Here is a 14775-nt window from a genome sequence, read left to right as displayed (position 1 = left end):
TGACGTTAACACTCAGGCTTTGCTGCAACACTCCTTGAGCGTCTGACGCAGCCAGCGGTGGGCGGGATCGTTGTCGTAGCGCGGGTGCCAGGCCTGCATGATGGTCACCGATTCCAGGGCCATGGGGATGCGGAACGAACGCAGCGGCAGGCCCAGGCGCGCCACGCTGAGCAACACGTGCTGGGGCAAGGGCAACAGCAGGTCGGATTCGGGCAGGGAGAACATCGCCGAGTGAAAGCTTGGGGTGATCAACGCCACCCGCCGGCTCAGGCCCATCCCGGCCAGCGCGGAATCGATCGGCCCGGTGGCGCGGCCACGGCGCGAGACGCTGATCTGCTCGAAGGCGGCGAAACGCTCCGGGGTAATCTCATCGTTGAAGATCGGATGATCGACCCGCGCCAGGCCCACGAAGGTGGTGGCGAACAGGCTTTGCACCTTGATTTCCGGGCCGAGGTTGCGCGTGGCGCTGATGTACAGGTCCAGGCGGCCATCACGCAGGCTGTCGTCCTCGTCACCGCCCTCGCCTTCGGGGACAAACCGCAACACGGTCCGCGGCGCCTGCTGGCGCATGGTTTCCAACAGAGGGGCGGCAAACGGCGCGATGAACACATCGTTGGCGCGCAGGTTGAACGAGCGCTCCAGGGTCAGCAGGTCGACCTCGTCACTGGAGCTGAACACCTGCCCGGCCTGTTCGACCACGCTGCGCACCTGGCTGCGCAAGGCCATGGCCTTGGGGGTCGGTACCAGGCCGCGACCGGCGCGGACCAGGATCGGGTCGCCAACGGCGTGACGAATACGCGTCAAGGTACGGCTCATGGCCGCCGGGCTGAGGTTCATGCGACGAGCCGCCCCGACCACACTGCCTTCATCGAGCAGCGCATCCAGCGCAACCAGCAAGTTCATATCCGGAAAGTGCATGGTAAGCATCCATTCAAGTATTTCAGTGAATCCGCTGCAATCTTACCAGTTTCTGCAGGTTTTCCAGCCCTTGCATTCTGCGCAACTAGTCATTGCACCGCGCACCATTTACCCGGCCGCACGCTTTTTCAAGAATGCCTGCTCTTTGTATTCAGAATGGGGCCCGCCACCATGTACAGCTCGGTACTGATCGCCATCGATGGCACTGCGCGCAGCCGCGGCATCCTCGAAACCGTCAGCCGCTTCTGCGAACCCGCGCGCCATCAGCTGCATGTGCTGCTGGCGGTCGACGTTGCCTATGCCCTGGCCGAGGACAACCGGCGCATCAGCGCCTTCGACCAAAGCGAATACCCGGCCGCCAGCCATGAACAGCAAATGGCCGACATGACCATGCAACAAGCAGTGGATTACCTGCGCAGCCGTGGCTTCCAGGCCGAAGGCAACCTGGTCAACGGTGATCCACTGTCGACCATCGTCGCCGAGGCCAAGCGTCTGGAGAGCGACCTGATCGTCATGGGCCATCGCCACCTGTCGCGGCTGGACCGCATGCTCGACCCATCGATCAGCAGCAAGGTCATCGACAAGGCCGGCTGCCCGGTGCTGGTCGATGCCCGCCACCTCTGACCCTTACCCTTTACCGAGACGACACGGATGAAACTCGATTACCTGCAACTGGAACAGATCGGTGCTGTGGCCCTGATCCGCCTCAACCGCCCCGAGGTGCTCAATTCGCTGTGCTGTGAACTGGCGGCAGAATTGGCGGGGGTGCTCGATCACCTCGAGCAGGACCGCAGTGTGCGCGCGCTGGTACTGACCGGTGGCGACACCGTATTTGCCGCTGGCGCCGACATCAAGGCGATGCGTGATCGCAGCTACATGGATGTCTACACCAGCGATTTCGTGACCGTGGACTGGGAACGCCTGGCGAGCTTTCGCAAACCGAGCATTGCTGCGGTGGCCGGCTACGCCCTGGGTGGCGGCTGCGAACTGGCGCTGATGTGCGACATGATCATCGCCGCCGACAGCGCCCGCTTCGGCCAACCGGAAATCAAGATCGGCACCATCCCCGGTGCCGGTGGCAGCCAGCGTCTGGCGCGCTCGATCGGCAAGGCCAAGACCATGGACCTGGTGCTCACCGGGCGCACCATGGATGCCGAGGAAGCCGAGCGTTGCGGGCTGGTCAGCCGCCGGGTCAGCGATCAGGCCCTGCTCGACGAAGCCCTGCAGGCGGCGGCGCGGATTGCCAGCTACTCCGGCCCGGTCAGCATGATGGCCAAGGAAGCGGTCAACCGCGCCTTCGAGACCACCCTGAGCGAAGGCGTGCGCCAGGAGCGGCGCTTGTTCCACTCGACCTTCGCCATCGAGGACCAGAAAGAAGGCATGGCCGCGTTTGCCGAGAAACGCGCGCCACAGTTCATGCATCGCTAAAAAAATTGGCCCGCCCTAGACCCTGTAGGAGCGGGCTTGCCCCGCGATCAGCTCACCCCTCTTTCTGACCAGGCTTGACCACCACCGTACAGGTGGTCCCCGCCGCCAGCAAAAAGCCCTCCGGCACTTCATCGATATGAATCCGCACCGGCACCCGCTGGGCCAGGCGCACCCAGTTGAAGGTCGGGTTGACGTCGGCGATCAGCTCGCGGCTTTCCGGGTTGTCGCGGTCATAGATACCGCGCGAGATGCTCTCGACATGCCCCTTGAGCCGTTCGCCGCTCATCATTTGCAGTTCGGCCTGATCCCCTACCCGCACATGCGGCAGCTTGGTCTCTTCAAAGAAGCCGTAAACCCAGAACGAATCCTTGTCGACCACCGCCATCTTCGCCTCGCCGGTACGCGCGTAATCGCCACGATGGACGTTGAGGTTGGTGACATAGCCATCGACCGTGGCGAGGATCCGGGTGCGCTTGAGGTCCAGCTCGGCCGCCGCCAGCTGGGCCTGGGCCTGCTGGTAATCGGCCAGCGCCGAGTTGGCGATGTTGCTGGCGTCGTCACGGTTCTCCCGCGAGATCACCAGGTTGTCCATGTCGGCGCGGCGATGGGCGTTGACCTTGCGCATTTCCCAGGTGGCCTTGCGCGAGGCCACCAGTGCCTGGGCCTGCCTGACCGCCACTTCGTAGTGCTCGGGGTCGATCTGCAGCAGCACATCGCCCTTCTTCACCAACTGGTTGTCGCGCACCGGCACATCGACCACATAGCCCGGCACATCGGCGGCGACGTTGATGACATCGGCGCGCACTCGCCCGTCGCGGGTCCAGGGCGTGTTCATGTAGTGCACCCAGAGCTGGCGACCGATCACCACGGCAGCGGCCAGCACGAGCAAGGTGGCGATCAGGCTGAAAAACTTTTTCATCAACAAAGGTCTCAACGGTAGAGAGTCAGGGCCATGGAACCGAACAGGCAGATAAACAGGCACAGGCGCAGCAGCGCCGGGTGCCAGAAAAAGCGGTAACCGTCATGACTGGCGATAAACCGGTCCAGGCCCCAGGCAAGGCCGGCGGCGAACAGGAACATCAGGGTCATGGTCGGCATGTAGACGCCATGGAAGGCGATTTCACGAGGCATGGGGCAGTCCTTTGGCCGGGGCCAGTTCGGCCAGCGGCGACTGAGGGTCGAGCAAGGAAGTACGAATGAAGTGCAGGTAGCTCTGCACCCGGCGCAAGGCCGAGGTGTCGAAGTGACGGGCGAACGGCTCGTCGGTGGCCTGCACCCGGCTGATGGCGTGATCCACTGCCACCAGCGCACGCTCGTGGTTGCTCGCGCTCGGCTGCATGAACAGGCGTGCCAGGGCCCGGCCCATGACGCGGATGGCCTGGCGCCAGGGCTGCGATTCGGCATAACAAGGGTGCACCGGCAAAATCGCCTGTTCCTTGCGCAGCTCGATAATCGCGTGACCGACCTCAAGCACCACGAACATCCAGCGCAGCAGCTTGCTCTGCACCCGCGGCTGGCCGACCGCCAGGCCGTAGGCCTGGTGCAACAGGTCGCGGGTACGGCTTTCAAAGCTCGAACCGAGGCCGCGCAGGCGCCCGCTGATCGCATACAGCACCTGGGCGCGCAGGTCCTGCTCCAGGCGGCTCCACAACCAGCGGCTGTTGGGCGGCAGGATGATCGCCCCGGCAGCGGCGCAGACCAGCATGCCGATGACCATGGCGATGTAGTCGTTGATGAAGTTGTAGGGGTTGTAGATGGTCAGGTTGTCGGGCACAGAACCGGTGGCAAAAAAGATCAGCAAACCCAGCCCGTAGCCGGCATAGGCCGGCCGCGAGGCGAGGAACGCGCCGAACACGAACACCGGCGCCAGCACCAGGCACAGCAGCGGAAAGCCGTCGATCCAAGGGAACACGAAGAAGGTTTCGAAGAAGCCGACAAAGGCACCGAACAACGTGCCGCAGGCCATCTGGAACGACATGCGCTTGGGGTTCGGCGTGGCCGCCGAGAGGCCGACGGTGGCGGCGGCGATCAGGGTCATCATCGCCCCGCTCGGCCAGGCGGTGAGAATCCAGAAGCTGCCCAGCACCAGCAGGATGAACGAGGCGCGCACCCCGGCGGCCAGCGAGGCCATCCAGTTGGTCTGCGCCACATAAGGCTCATCCCACTGCTCGCGGGCATGGTTGTGCTCGGTCAAGGACGCGTGGGTCTGGGCATAGCTGTGCATATCGTCGACGAAGCGGTACAGCAGCTCGTAGGCGGTGTGAAAGTCGAGCAGGTCGGCATCGCTGGGGCCACTCTCGACATACGCGGCACGCAGGGTGCGCACGCGCTCGGGCAAGCCCTCCTTGTAGGCGGCCAGCTGTTCGGCCAGGCGCGCCGCATCGCGCTCGGTGAGGCCGCGACCGGCGTAGGCGTCGAGCAACTCGGCCAGGGCGGTGAGCCCGGGTTCGATGGCGGTGACGATCTGCAGCGGCCCCCGCAAGCGCAAGCGCTCAAGCAACTGGTGCAAGGCGTTGAAGCGCGTGGTGATGGCCATGAATTCGCTGTTCATCCGCCCCAGGCGGCCATTGCGCCGGCGCATGTGCGGGTCTTCGAAAGCGGTGACGCTGCGCAGGCTCTCCAGGCCCACGGCCTCGGCGATAAAGCGCACGTTGCTGCTTTCGAAGCGGTCGCGCTGGCTGTCGCCACGCAGGCCCTCGGCAACGAAGCCGGCGAATACGCCGAAGCGCTGGTACAGGGCGTTGCGCATCGAGGCACTGGCCGACTGCGGCAAAATCGCGGCGCTGACCAGGGTCGAAACCAGAATCCCCAGGGAGATTTCCAGCACCCGCCACACGGCGGCCATGAAGGCCCCGTCCGGGTGCTGCAGGGCCGGCAGGCCGACCATCGCCGCCGTGTAACCGGCAAGCACGAAGCCATAGGCGCGGAAGGTGCGGTAGCGCATGGCACCGGCCGAACACAGGCCGACCCAGATCGCCAGGCTCGGCAGGAACAGCTCGGTGTTTTGCGGAAACAGCGCGATCAGCGCGACCATCATCGATGAGCCAGCCAGGGTGCCGAGCAGCCGGTAGAAGCTCTTGGCGAACACATGGCCGCTCTGCGGCTGCATGACGATGAACACGGTGATCATCGCCGTGCGCGGTTGCGGCAGCTCCAGGCGCATGGCCAGCCACAGGGTCAGGAAGGCGGCGCTGAGGACTTTGAAGATGTACACCCAGGTCACCCCGTCGGTGCGCGCCCACTCAAAGAACCCGCGACGCCACTCCAGGGTCGCCAGCCAGCGAAACGGCAGGGTCAGTGCGCTCATTCGGGGTGAACCGGCTTGTCGAAAATCGCCAGGGTCGCCGGGGTTTTCGGCGCCTGTTGCCGGTCTTCACCCGGCACGTCGTTGCCCGCACCCAGGCCACCACCCAATGCCGTAACCAGTTCAGCATGGGCACTCAGGCGTGCGGCCTGGACCTGCTGCTGAATCTGCTGCTGGCGGAACAACTGGGTCTGCGCGTTGAGCACATTGAGGTAATCGGTCAGGCCACGCTGGAAGGCAATCATGGCGATGTCGTAAGTCTTCTGTGCCGAGGCCACCGATTCGCCAGCAAAGTGCTGCTGCTCGTTCATCGACTCACGGCGGATCAACTGATCCGAGATCCCCTTGAGTGCCTCGACCACGGTCTGGTTGTAGCGCGCCACGGCGATGTCATAACCGGCCGAGGCAACCCCCAGCTGCGAGCGCAGGCGACCGCCATCGAACACCGGCAGGCTGATCGCAGGGCCGACGTTGTAGTTGAACTTGCGCCCGGTGAGAAACTCCAGCGGCCCGCCGCCGGTGGCCATGAAACCCAGGCCACCGACCAGGTCGACGTTGGGGAAGAAGCCGGCATGGGCGACATCGATTCCGCGAGCCTGGGCGGCCACCTGCCAGCGGCTGGCAACCACGTCCGGGCGCTGGCCGACCAGTTCGGCGGGCAAAGCCGAGGGCAGTTTCAGCGCGGTGCCCAGCGCCAGCTGCGGACGCTGCAGTTGCGCACCCGCGCCCGGCCCTTTGCCAGCCAGGGCTGCCAGTTGATTGCGGGCCAGGGCGATTTCTTCGTTCAGGGCGTCAAGCTGGCGGTGGGTTTCCGGCAGCGGCGTCTGCGCCTGGCTGACCTCGAAATGAGTGCCAATGCCGCCGGCCAGGCGCCGTTCGGCCAGGGCCAGGATCTGCTCCTGCTGCTCAAGCTCGGCCTTGACGATATCGCGCTGGGCAAAGTGCAGCGACAGCTGGATATAGACCTTGACCATGTTGTTCTGCAGCTCGAGCTGGGCCTGGCGGGCCTGGGCCACGCTCATGTGGGCCATGTCCACGGCCTGCTCGCTGGCATTGCGCTCGCGGCCCCAGAGGTCCAGGGCGTAGCTGAAACCGAGCGCGGCATTGTTGTCCCAGGTGTTGGAACCGGACAGTGCGCCGGGGCCATAGAACTGGTCTTCCGGCCAGTTGTGGCGCTTGAGCGTCGACTGGCCGTTGACCTGCAGTTTTTCGGCCGACTCGACCACCCCGGCCATGGCCTTGGCTTCGCGCACACGGGCAGCGGCCATGGCCATGCTCGGGCTGTCTTGCACGGCCAGGGCGATCCAGCGATCGAGTTGCGGGTCGCCGTAGGCCCGCCACCATTGCTGGTCGGGCCAATGGGCGTCGAGAGCGGCTTCACGGATCGCCGCATCGGTGGTCAGGGTATTGGCTTGCAGCGTCTTGCTTTGCGGGGCAATGCCCCAAGTTCCGATACAGCCGCTCAAGGTCAAGCTAAAGGCACAGGCACTGAGCGCATTGAGCGCTCTGATGATGCGACGCGGCACAGCTGCGAATTCCTGACGTAGAAGGTGGATGACGCTTGGAGACGCAATTCTAGGGGGCCGCCGCACTGGCGATAAGCGTGCATTACTGCGAATCTTTGTTACGAAAACAGCGATAATCCGGCTTTAGTCTGAAGACCGCCCCGGTTACTTCATGTCACAATTTGTCGTCTACTTTGAGAGCGACCCATGGACACCCTGCAAAACATGCGTGCTTTTAGTTGCGTTGCGCAAGTCGGCAGCTTCACTGCCGCAGCCGTGCAACTGGATACGACCACCGCCAACGTATCGCGGGCGGTCTCCAATCTTGAAGCCCATCTGCAAACCCGCCTGCTCAACCGCACCACCCGGCGCATCGCCCTGACCGAAGCCGGCAAGCGTTACCTGATGCGCTGCGAACAGATCCTCACCTACGTCGAAGAAGCCGAAGCCGAGGCCAGCGACGCCCATGCGCGCCCGGCCGGGCAGCTCAAGGTGCATTCGATGACCGGGGTCGGCCAGCACTTCGTCATCGATGCCATTGCCCGCTACCGCGAAACCCACCCGGACGTGACCTTCGACCTGACCATGGCCAACCGCGTGCCGGACCTGCTCGACGAGGGCTACGACGTGTCGATCGTGCTGGCCAGCGAGCTGCCGGACTCGGGCTTCGTTTCCCAGCGCCTGGGCATCACCTACAGCATTGTCTGCGCATCCCCCCAGTACGTGAAGCGCCACGGTATCGCCCACAAACCCAGCGACCTGCTCAACCATGCCTGCCTGCGCATGGTCAGCCCGGTGATCCCCCTGGAAAAATGGCTGTTCGACGGCCCCGAAGGCCAGGAAGTGGTCAACATTACCCAGGCGCCGTTCCAGGTGAACTCGGCCGATGCGATGAAAACCGCGATTCGCAGCGGCATGGGTGTTGGCGTGCTGCCGATCTACTCGGCCATAGAGGGCCTGCGTGATGGCTCGCTGGTGCGGGTGATGCCCGAGTACCGCTTGCAGGAGCTGAACCTGTACGCGATCTACCCGTCGCGCCAGTACCTGGATGCCAAGATCAAGACCTGGGTCGAATACCTGCGCAACTCGCTGCCAGAGATTCTCGCCGCCCACGAAGCCGACCTGAAAACCCACGAACTGCGCATCGCCACCTGAAATCTTGCTGCACAGCGGCGGTGGGGAATGATAGCGTGCTACCCATTCTCCACCGCCCGCAGAGATTTCGCCGATGAAAAAGACCGTCCTTGCCTTCAGCCGCATCACCCCGGCGATGGTCGAACGCCTGCAGCAAGACTTCAACGTGATCGTGCCGAACCCCAAGCTCGGCGACATCAGCGCCCAGTTCAACGAAGCCTTGCCCCAGGCTCATGGCCTGATCGGCGTCGGCCGCAAGCTTGGCCAGGCGCAGCTGGAAAACGCCGCCAAGCTGCAAGTGGTCGCCAGCGTCTCGGTGGGCTACGACAACTATGACCTGGCCTACTTCAACCAGCGCGGCATCGCCCTGACCAACACCCCCGACGTGCTCACCGAAAGCACCGCCGACCTCGGCTTTGCCCTGCTCATGGGTGCGGCGCGGCGGGTAGCGGAACTGGATGCCTGGACCAAGGCCGGGCAATGGCAAGCCACCGTCGGCCCTGCGCAGTTCGGCAGCGATGTGCATGGCAAGACCCTGGGCATCGTTGGCCTGGGCAATATCGGCGCGGCCATCGCCCGACGTGGGCGCTTTGGCTTCAACATGCAGGTCATCTACAGCGGCAACAACCGCAAGCCGGCGCTGGAACAGGAACTCGGCGCGCAGTACCGCAGCCTCGACGAGCTGTTGGCGCAAGCTGATTTCGTCTGCCTGGTGGTGCCATTGGGGGCGCAGACCAAGCACTTGATCAGCACCCGTGAATTGCAGTTGATGAAGCCCAGTGCGTTTCTGATCAACGTCTCCCGTGGGCCGGTGGTCGATGAAGCGGCGCTGGTGGAGGCATTGCAGGCCGGCACCATTCGCGGCGCCGGGCTGGATGTGTACGAGAAAGAGCCACTGGCGCAGTCGCCGCTGTTCCAGCTGAAAAACGCCCTGACCTTGCCGCACGTCGGTTCCGCTACCGCCGAAACCCGCGAAGCCATGGCCAACCGCGCCATTGATAACCTGCGCAGTGCCTTGCTCGGTGAACGGCCGCGGGATCTGGTCAATCCGCAGGTGTGGAAGTAGGCGTTACGTACCGCTAGTCAACAACCTTTACCGTTACCAGGGGTGAGATCTGCGACGGCAGGTTGAGCACCGTCAGATCGAAAAACAGCACACCGGTACCGCCCAGCGCGCTTTGCAGATAGCGCCTGGGCAGTACGAAGTCATGCCCGCGATAGTCTTCCCAGCGTTCGATCTGGTGAGAGTCCCCATAGGATTCCGGCGCCCCTGTCGGTGGAAAGCCAATCCAGCCAAGCAGCAAGGTTGCCCCCAGAGAGCCCTGTAGGCCCGGCAAGGAGTAACCACTGAGCGTCAGCCCCTCCTCCCCCACCAGGGAAAGGCTGATGGTCCAGACTGCGTCTTTGGGAATGGGCGGCGCGACCACCGGTTTATCGGACTTGCCAATCATCACTTCCATGACCTTTGCCCCGAACGCTGCGCATGTGTTCTGCAAGTTACGCCTTTGGAGCGCCTTTGAAACCTGGCATTTTTATCAGGTACCGCCGTACAGGCCTCATCAAGGGTCAAGCCCGCTGCCACTGGTATTGCGCTGAACCTGTGGGAGCGGGCTTGACCCGCGATGGCTACCTCAAGGCCACCACCGGTTCGACCACCTTGGGCCGGGGTTTGCGAAACACCAGCACATTGCCCAGCATCACCAGCACCAGGCCCGCCAACGCTGGCGCCGTCCACTGATAGCCTTCGTAGAACGCCGAGACGTTCAGCGCCACCAGCGGGAACAACACCGTGCAGTACGCGGCCCGCTCCGGGCCCATGCGCCCGACCAGGGTCAGGTAGGCGGTAAAGCCGATCACCGAGCCCGGGATCACCAGGTACAACAGCGAGCCGATGTAGCGGGTGTTCCATTCCATGGCGAACGGAATACCGCTGACCAGGCAATACAGGCCAAGTATGCTCGCGCCATAGAGCATGCCCCAGGCATTCGTGGTCAGCGGCCGCAGGCCGGCCTTCTGCTGCAGGCTGGAGAGCATGTTGCCGGCCGAAAAACACAGGGTTCCCAGCAGCGCCAGGCCCAGGCCGACAATGGTTTCGCGGCTGGCGGCATGCCCGGACAACTCGGGCCAGAACAACAGCCCCAGCCCGGCCAGGCCGAGGGCGCCACCGGCCAGTACATTGGCGGCCACCTTCTGGCCAAAGAACACCCGCGCATTCAGCGCGTTCCACAAGGTCGCGGTAGAGAACACCACGGCGATCAGGCCGCTGGGGATCCACTGGCTGGCGGTCAGAAAACACATGAAGTTGACGCAGAACAGGCACAACCCCTGGGCCAGGCAAATCAGGTGGCCGCGGCGGTTCATCGGTTGCAGGCGACGGCTGAGCAACAGGATGGCAAACAGCACCAGCGCGGCCAGGGCAAAGCGGTAGACGATCGACACCGCAATGGCGACCACCCCCAGTTGCAGCTTCAGGGCAATCCAGGTGGTGCCCCAGATCAGCACAGTGAGCAGGTATAACGACAGGTTCATGGCGGCACTCCTCAATTCCAGGCCACCAGTGTGCAGCCGCCCCCGGCAACGGCACTTGCACATTCTTGCGCTTTTGCGCGGCCAGCAGCTGTCAGCCCGCACCTGGCGGAGTAGGATGGCCAACAGAGGTAGGAACCATGACGCCGTTGGACCAGCTGCAAGTCTTCAAAGCCATGCACGACTCACCCCATGCCCGCCTGGAACACAGCGCGCACCTGGGTGACGGCCTGGCTGCAGCCCTGTGGAACAACCGCCACGACGCCCGCGACTACGAAGCGCCCAGCCATCACACCCTGTCCTGCTACATCGCCGACGGCACGGGCACCTTCCGCCGCGACCGGCCCGGCCACACCGGCTCGCCCGACAAGCTGTGCATCATGCCCGCCGGTTCCGCCTCGCACTGGGTGGTCAACGGCTCGATCCGCCTGGCGCACCTGTACATCAGCGAGGAACAGTTCGCCCTCGGCTGCGTCAGCCTGCTCGACCGCGAACCGCGTGAACTGCAACTGCAGGAAGCGACCTTTCTCGACGATCCCGAGCAGGCCCGACGCTTTCGTCAGCTGATCGCCCTGGACTGGGACGAGCCCGCCGAGCGCCTGCTGACCAGCAGCCTGGCCCACGAGATTCTCGACCACGCCCTGCTCAGCCAGGTTGGCCTGCGCCAGGGCCTGCGCCTTAAGGGCGGGCTGGCCGCGCACCAGCGCCGGCAACTGAGCGAGTATGTCGAAAGCCATCTGGACCAGCCCCTGAGCCTTGGCGAGCTGGCAGCGCTGTGCAACCTCTCCGAGTACCACTTCGCACGGATGTTTCGCGAAAGCTTCGGCCTGCCGCCGCACCAGTACCTGCTGGCCCGGCGCCTGGCCAAAGCGCGGCAACTGCTGCGCCATGGCCAACTGCCGCTGGGCGAAGTAGCGCTGCTGTGCGGCTTTGCCAGCGCCAGCCATTTCAGCAACCGCTTCCGCCAGGCCCTGGGGGCAACGCCGGGCGCCTACCGAACCGCGCTCAAAAGCTGATACCTCCCGCCTGACAAGCTCTCACCCGGATGCCCGCTCCCTGGTGCTGCCTCTGCACGCCCGGCCGCCGTCTGCCCATTGAATTTATTCATAATCTCGATCAAAACAATCGAATTAGTGAATACGTCTGCACACCGTAAGCTTCGCCTCCTTCATCTTCCTAAGCCGAAAACGTGTGCTGAACGGGGTGAAATAACAGCGGAGCTTCGCTGTTTGGTTATTGGGGAATTAACAAGAATTCAGAGAAATTCGTGCCTAACAAAAACCACATATTCATCAGGACAATTCCAGCGGCCTGCTTAAGCGGCCCCTAAAACCAGGACAGCACCATGAGCAACGTACAGACTCCCAGCCACCTGCGACAGCGACACTCCCTGCAGCGATCAAGCCTTTATCTTTCATTGCTGGCAGTACTTTCGCCACTGGCTCAAGCGGACTCAGTCTCAGGGTTTGGCACCGACAACACCTATGGCGCCGGCGCCGTAGACCCCGAAATCACCAGCAACTCGGGAAACTCGGCCTACGGTTTCAATGCCGGAGCCAAGGTGACCGGCAAGCACAACACCACTGTCGGATCGAATGCAGGGGTCAATGTCGAAGGCTCTTTCAACAGCGCTGTTGGGCGCAACGCGGGCAGTAACGTGGTAGGTGACAACAACACCTACGCCGGTAACGATTCCGGAAATGGCGTCAAGGGCGGTGGCAACGCCGGATTCGGCATCAATGCCGGTCGCGCCGTCAACGGAACGGGGAATAGCGGCTTGGGTGCAAACGCCGGACAGAACATTACCGGCAATTTCAACTCCGGCGCCGGCAACAACGCAAGCAATCGGGTCAACGGCAGCTTCAACAGCGCCAACGGGGCTTTCTCCGGCTGGAACGTAACCGGCGACAGCAATACCGCGACAGGCGCACACGCCGGAAAACAGGTGAACGGCAGCTCCAACTTCGCCGCAGGATTCTCCGCCGGCAACAACGTAAGTGGCGACAACAACATTGCCATCGGCAGAACATCAGGCTCGAAGATCAGCGCCAACGACACGGTGGCCATCGGCACCGACGCCAGCGCCACGGCCTCCGACGCTATTGCCTTGGGTAACCGTGCAAGCGCGATCAATCGCAATGATGTGGCTCTAGGTGCCGGCAGCCAGAGCGCCGCCGCACAGCCAACAACCGGCGCGGTGATCGACGGTAACGCCTATATCTATGCCGGCAGCACGCCCGCCAGTGTGGTCAGTGTCGGCGTCCTGGGTGGTGAGCGCCAGATCAGCAATGTCGCGGCCGGACGCGTCACCAGCACCAGCACCGATGCCATTAACGGCAGTCAGCTGTTCGCTACCCATCAGGCGGTCAACCTGGTGGGCAGTCGTTTGAACAGCCTCGGCGGTGACATCGCCAATTACTTCGGCGCAGGTGCCGTGTACAACCCCTTCACCGGCAATATGTCTGCACCGAGCTACCTCATCCAGGGCTCCAGCTACAACAATGTCGGCGACGCGTTCAAGGCAGTGAATACCACACTGACCAGCCTCGACACCCGGATCACCGACCTACGCGATAAAAACCCCGTGCAGTACAGCAACCCGCAAACACCTACCCAGGCAACCCCCTATGCCCCCGGATCGGGCAGCGCGGGTGGAAGCTCAAACGCCGGTTCGGTCAACGGTATCACCCCCACCCAGGACGTGACCCTGGTCGGCAACGCCCCCGGCCAACCCGTGAGCCTGCACAACGTGCAGGATGGCGTAGTGGCGCGCGACAGCAAAGACGCGGTCAATGGCGGCCAGTTGCACCAGACCCGACAGCAGCTCCACAATCAGGGCAATAGCGTCGCCAACACTCTGGGAGCAGGCTCGCGCTATGATTCGAACACCGGAAAGGTCAGCAACCCGACCTACACCGTGTATGGCAACAACACCAGCAATGTCGGCGAAGCCATCGACACGCTGCAAACCCGCGCACCGGTTCAGTACTCGGATGCGCACGGCGTAGCGACCCCCGATGTGCCCTCCAATGACGTCACCTTGTCCGGCAGAAACAGCGGCCCTGTCACTGTGCACAACGTCGCGCCAGGCATCCAGGGCACTGATGCGGTCAACCTGGATCAGCTGCACTCGGCAATCAGGGGCGGCACACAAGGCCAGTTCGACCAGATCCGTTCGGACGTCAACAACCTGCGCAAGGATGCAATGGGCGCCGCCGCCGGTGCCATGGCCATGGCCAGCATGCCCCAAGCCTACCTGCCCGGCAGAAGCATGCTGGCTAGCGGCATGGCCACGACCGGTGGCGAGGCCTCGATGGCCGTAGGCCTGTCGACACTGTCCGACAACGGCAAGTGGGTGTTCAAAGCCAATGGTTCCGCCGATACCCGCGGACAGATGGGCGTTGGCGTTGGCGCGGGCTTTCACTGGTAAACGGCAAGGCAGTTGCCCGCTCCAGGGCAACTGCCACGGGTCAATCAATCACTCTGATTCCAACGGATTTCGACATGAACAAAAGTTCGATTTTGCCTGCTGCCCGCTGGGCTGCCTTACTAGCTATCGGCGCCGTGCTGGCGGCTTGCGGTACATCCCGACTAAGCCAGATAACCGATGACGGGCATTTGCAAGCCCATACCGAGCCGGTCTGGCCCTCCGTCGAGGACAACCACTGGCAGCCGGAAGGCAGCCTCCCTGACCTGGATAATCTTCGCCGCATGACCCCCGGGCTAAGTAAACCTCAGGTCTACGCGCTGTTGGGGCGCCCGCATTTCGCCGAGGGGCAAGTGGCCGTACGCGAATGGGACTATGTCCTCAAGCTGCCTAGCGGTAACGGCACTGAATATAAAACCTGCCAATACAAGATCCTGTTCGACCGGAACATGAAGACCCAGGATGTTTTCTGGCTGCCCGCGCAATGCGCCGAGCAACTCAAGCACGGGTAACCGGGTTACACCCCTGGCCAG

Annotated in this window: 14 protein-coding genes; 7 read left to right on the top strand and 7 right to left on the bottom strand. The window is 63.4% G+C overall.

Annotation, left to right across the window (positions count from 1 at the left end; genetic code table 11):
* Window positions 1–12: 12 nt before the first annotated feature.
* Entirely contained in the window at window positions 13–918 is a 906-nt protein-coding gene (locus F8N82_RS01905) for a LysR family transcriptional regulator (protein WP_038998791.1), read from the bottom strand.
* A gap of 171 nt (window positions 919–1089) precedes the next feature.
* On the opposite strand from F8N82_RS01905, the gene F8N82_RS01900 reads away from it, so the two are divergent.
* Both F8N82_RS01900 and F8N82_RS01895 read left to right on the top strand, forming a co-directional pair.
* The gene (locus tag F8N82_RS01900; protein WP_038999720.1) at window positions 1090–1542 is read left to right on the top strand and encodes a universal stress protein; all 453 of its coding nucleotides are present in this window, start codon (window positions 1090–1092) and stop codon (window positions 1540–1542) included.
* Between the two features lie 27 nt (window positions 1543–1569).
* Complete coding sequence (locus F8N82_RS01895) at window positions 1570–2346, top strand: enoyl-CoA hydratase (RefSeq protein WP_038998790.1); 777 nt, start codon at window positions 1570–1572, stop codon at window positions 2344–2346.
* A 52-nt stretch (window positions 2347–2398) separates the two neighbouring features.
* Here F8N82_RS01895 and F8N82_RS01890 read toward each other — a convergent pair whose 3' ends face one another.
* The 4 genes from F8N82_RS01890 to F8N82_RS01875 are packed head-to-tail and all read right to left on the bottom strand — an operon-like array spanning window position 2399 to window position 7176.
* On the bottom strand, window positions 2399–3265 hold the full coding sequence (locus F8N82_RS01890; protein ID WP_038998788.1) for an efflux RND transporter periplasmic adaptor subunit: 867 nt from the start codon (window positions 3263–3265) through the stop codon (window positions 2399–2401).
* Window positions 3266–3276: 11 nt separating this feature from the next.
* Entirely contained in the window at window positions 3277–3477 is a 201-nt protein-coding gene (locus F8N82_RS01885) for a DUF1656 domain-containing protein (protein ID WP_028943216.1), read from the bottom strand.
* Window positions 3467–5653, bottom strand: coding sequence for an FUSC family protein (locus tag F8N82_RS01880; protein ID WP_038998786.1), 2187 nt, complete (start codon window positions 5651–5653; stop codon window positions 3467–3469). Before F8N82_RS01880 ends, F8N82_RS01885 begins: the two co-directional genes overlap by 11 nt.
* On the bottom strand, window positions 5650–7176 hold the full coding sequence (locus F8N82_RS01875) for an efflux transporter outer membrane subunit (protein ID WP_038998785.1): 1527 nt from the start codon (window positions 7174–7176) through the stop codon (window positions 5650–5652). Before F8N82_RS01875 ends, F8N82_RS01880 begins: the two co-directional genes overlap by 4 nt.
* A 186-nt stretch (window positions 7177–7362) precedes the next feature.
* Between F8N82_RS01875 and F8N82_RS01870 the strand changes: the two genes are divergently transcribed.
* Both F8N82_RS01870 and F8N82_RS01865 read left to right on the top strand, forming a co-directional pair.
* Window positions 7363–8310 carry a LysR family transcriptional regulator gene (locus F8N82_RS01870; protein ID WP_038998784.1) on the top strand — a complete coding sequence of 316 codons (948 nt, stop codon included), beginning with the start codon at window positions 7363–7365 and terminating at the stop codon, window positions 8308–8310.
* A gap of 73 nt (window positions 8311–8383) precedes the next feature.
* The gene (locus tag F8N82_RS01865) at window positions 8384–9355 is read left to right on the top strand and encodes a 2-hydroxyacid dehydrogenase (protein WP_038993870.1); all 972 of its coding nucleotides are present in this window, start codon (window positions 8384–8386) and stop codon (window positions 9353–9355) included.
* 13 nt (window positions 9356–9368) lie between these two features.
* Here F8N82_RS01865 and F8N82_RS01860 read toward each other — a convergent pair whose 3' ends face one another.
* Both F8N82_RS01860 and F8N82_RS01855 read right to left on the bottom strand, forming a co-directional pair.
* Window positions 9369–9749 (bottom strand): hypothetical protein, encoded by a 381-nt coding sequence (locus tag F8N82_RS01860; RefSeq protein WP_141231050.1) that lies wholly within the window; start codon window positions 9747–9749, stop codon window positions 9369–9371.
* Between the two features lie 166 nt (window positions 9750–9915).
* Entirely contained in the window at window positions 9916–10818 is a 903-nt protein-coding gene (locus F8N82_RS01855) for a DMT family transporter (RefSeq protein WP_038993868.1), read from the bottom strand.
* 137 nt (window positions 10819–10955) lie between these two features.
* Here F8N82_RS01855 and F8N82_RS01850 point away from each other — a divergent pair, with 137 nt between their 5' ends.
* The 3 genes from F8N82_RS01850 (at window position 10956) to F8N82_RS01840 (ending at window position 14754) form a co-directional block, all read left to right on the top strand.
* Complete coding sequence (locus tag F8N82_RS01850; RefSeq protein ID WP_038993867.1) at window positions 10956–11831, top strand: AraC family transcriptional regulator; 876 nt, start codon at window positions 10956–10958, stop codon at window positions 11829–11831.
* A gap of 329 nt (window positions 11832–12160) precedes the next feature.
* Window positions 12161–14245: a YadA family autotransporter adhesin gene (locus F8N82_RS01845; RefSeq protein WP_080764835.1), complete on the top strand. Its 2085-nt coding sequence runs from the start codon at window positions 12161–12163 to the stop codon at window positions 14243–14245.
* 74 nt (window positions 14246–14319) lie between these two features.
* Window positions 14320–14754, top strand: coding sequence for an outer membrane protein assembly factor BamE (locus F8N82_RS01840; RefSeq protein WP_038998781.1), 435 nt, complete (start codon window positions 14320–14322; stop codon window positions 14752–14754).
* Window positions 14755–14775 lie beyond the last annotated feature (21 nt).

Source organism: Pseudomonas fluorescens, from assembly GCF_902497775.2.
GTDB lineage: Bacteria > Pseudomonadota > Gammaproteobacteria > Pseudomonadales > Pseudomonadaceae > Aquipseudomonas > Aquipseudomonas putida_F.
Note: the sequence above shows the minus strand (reverse complement) of the source record. Positions and strands in the feature narration are given on the sequence as shown.

Bases quoted from the DNA above. Each gene is read 5' to 3' on its own strand.
- F8N82_RS01860 (WP_141231050.1), bottom strand. From the start codon at position 9,749: ATGGAAGTGATGATTGGCAAGTCCGATAAACCGGTGGTCGCGCCGCCC.
- F8N82_RS01895 (WP_038998790.1), top strand. From the start codon at position 1,570: ATGAAACTCGATTACCTGCAACTGGAACAGATCGGTGCTGTGGCCCTG.
- F8N82_RS01840 (WP_038998781.1), top strand. From the start codon at position 14,320: ATGAACAAAAGTTCGATTTTGCCTGCTGCCCGCTGGGCTGCCTTACTA.
- F8N82_RS01845 (WP_080764835.1), top strand. From the start codon at position 12,161: ATGAGCAACGTACAGACTCCCAGCCACCTGCGACAGCGACACTCCCTG.
- F8N82_RS01900 (WP_038999720.1), top strand. From the start codon at position 1,090: ATGTACAGCTCGGTACTGATCGCCATCGATGGCACTGCGCGCAGCCGC.
- F8N82_RS01890 (WP_038998788.1), bottom strand. From the start codon at position 3,265: ATGAAAAAGTTTTTCAGCCTGATCGCCACCTTGCTCGTGCTGGCCGCT.
- F8N82_RS01880 (WP_038998786.1), bottom strand. From the start codon at position 5,653: ATGAGCGCACTGACCCTGCCGTTTCGCTGGCTGGCGACCCTGGAGTGG.
- F8N82_RS01850 (WP_038993867.1), top strand. From the start codon at position 10,956: ATGACGCCGTTGGACCAGCTGCAAGTCTTCAAAGCCATGCACGACTCA.
- F8N82_RS01870 (WP_038998784.1), top strand. From the start codon at position 7,363: ATGGACACCCTGCAAAACATGCGTGCTTTTAGTTGCGTTGCGCAAGTC.
- F8N82_RS01865 (WP_038993870.1), top strand. From the start codon at position 8,384: ATGAAAAAGACCGTCCTTGCCTTCAGCCGCATCACCCCGGCGATGGTC.
- F8N82_RS01885 (WP_028943216.1), bottom strand. From the start codon at position 3,477: ATGCCTCGTGAAATCGCCTTCCATGGCGTCTACATGCCGACCATGACC.
- F8N82_RS01905 (WP_038998791.1), bottom strand. From the start codon at position 918: ATGCACTTTCCGGATATGAACTTGCTGGTTGCGCTGGATGCGCTGCTC.
- F8N82_RS01855 (WP_038993868.1), bottom strand. From the start codon at position 10,818: ATGAACCTGTCGTTATACCTGCTCACTGTGCTGATCTGGGGCACCACC.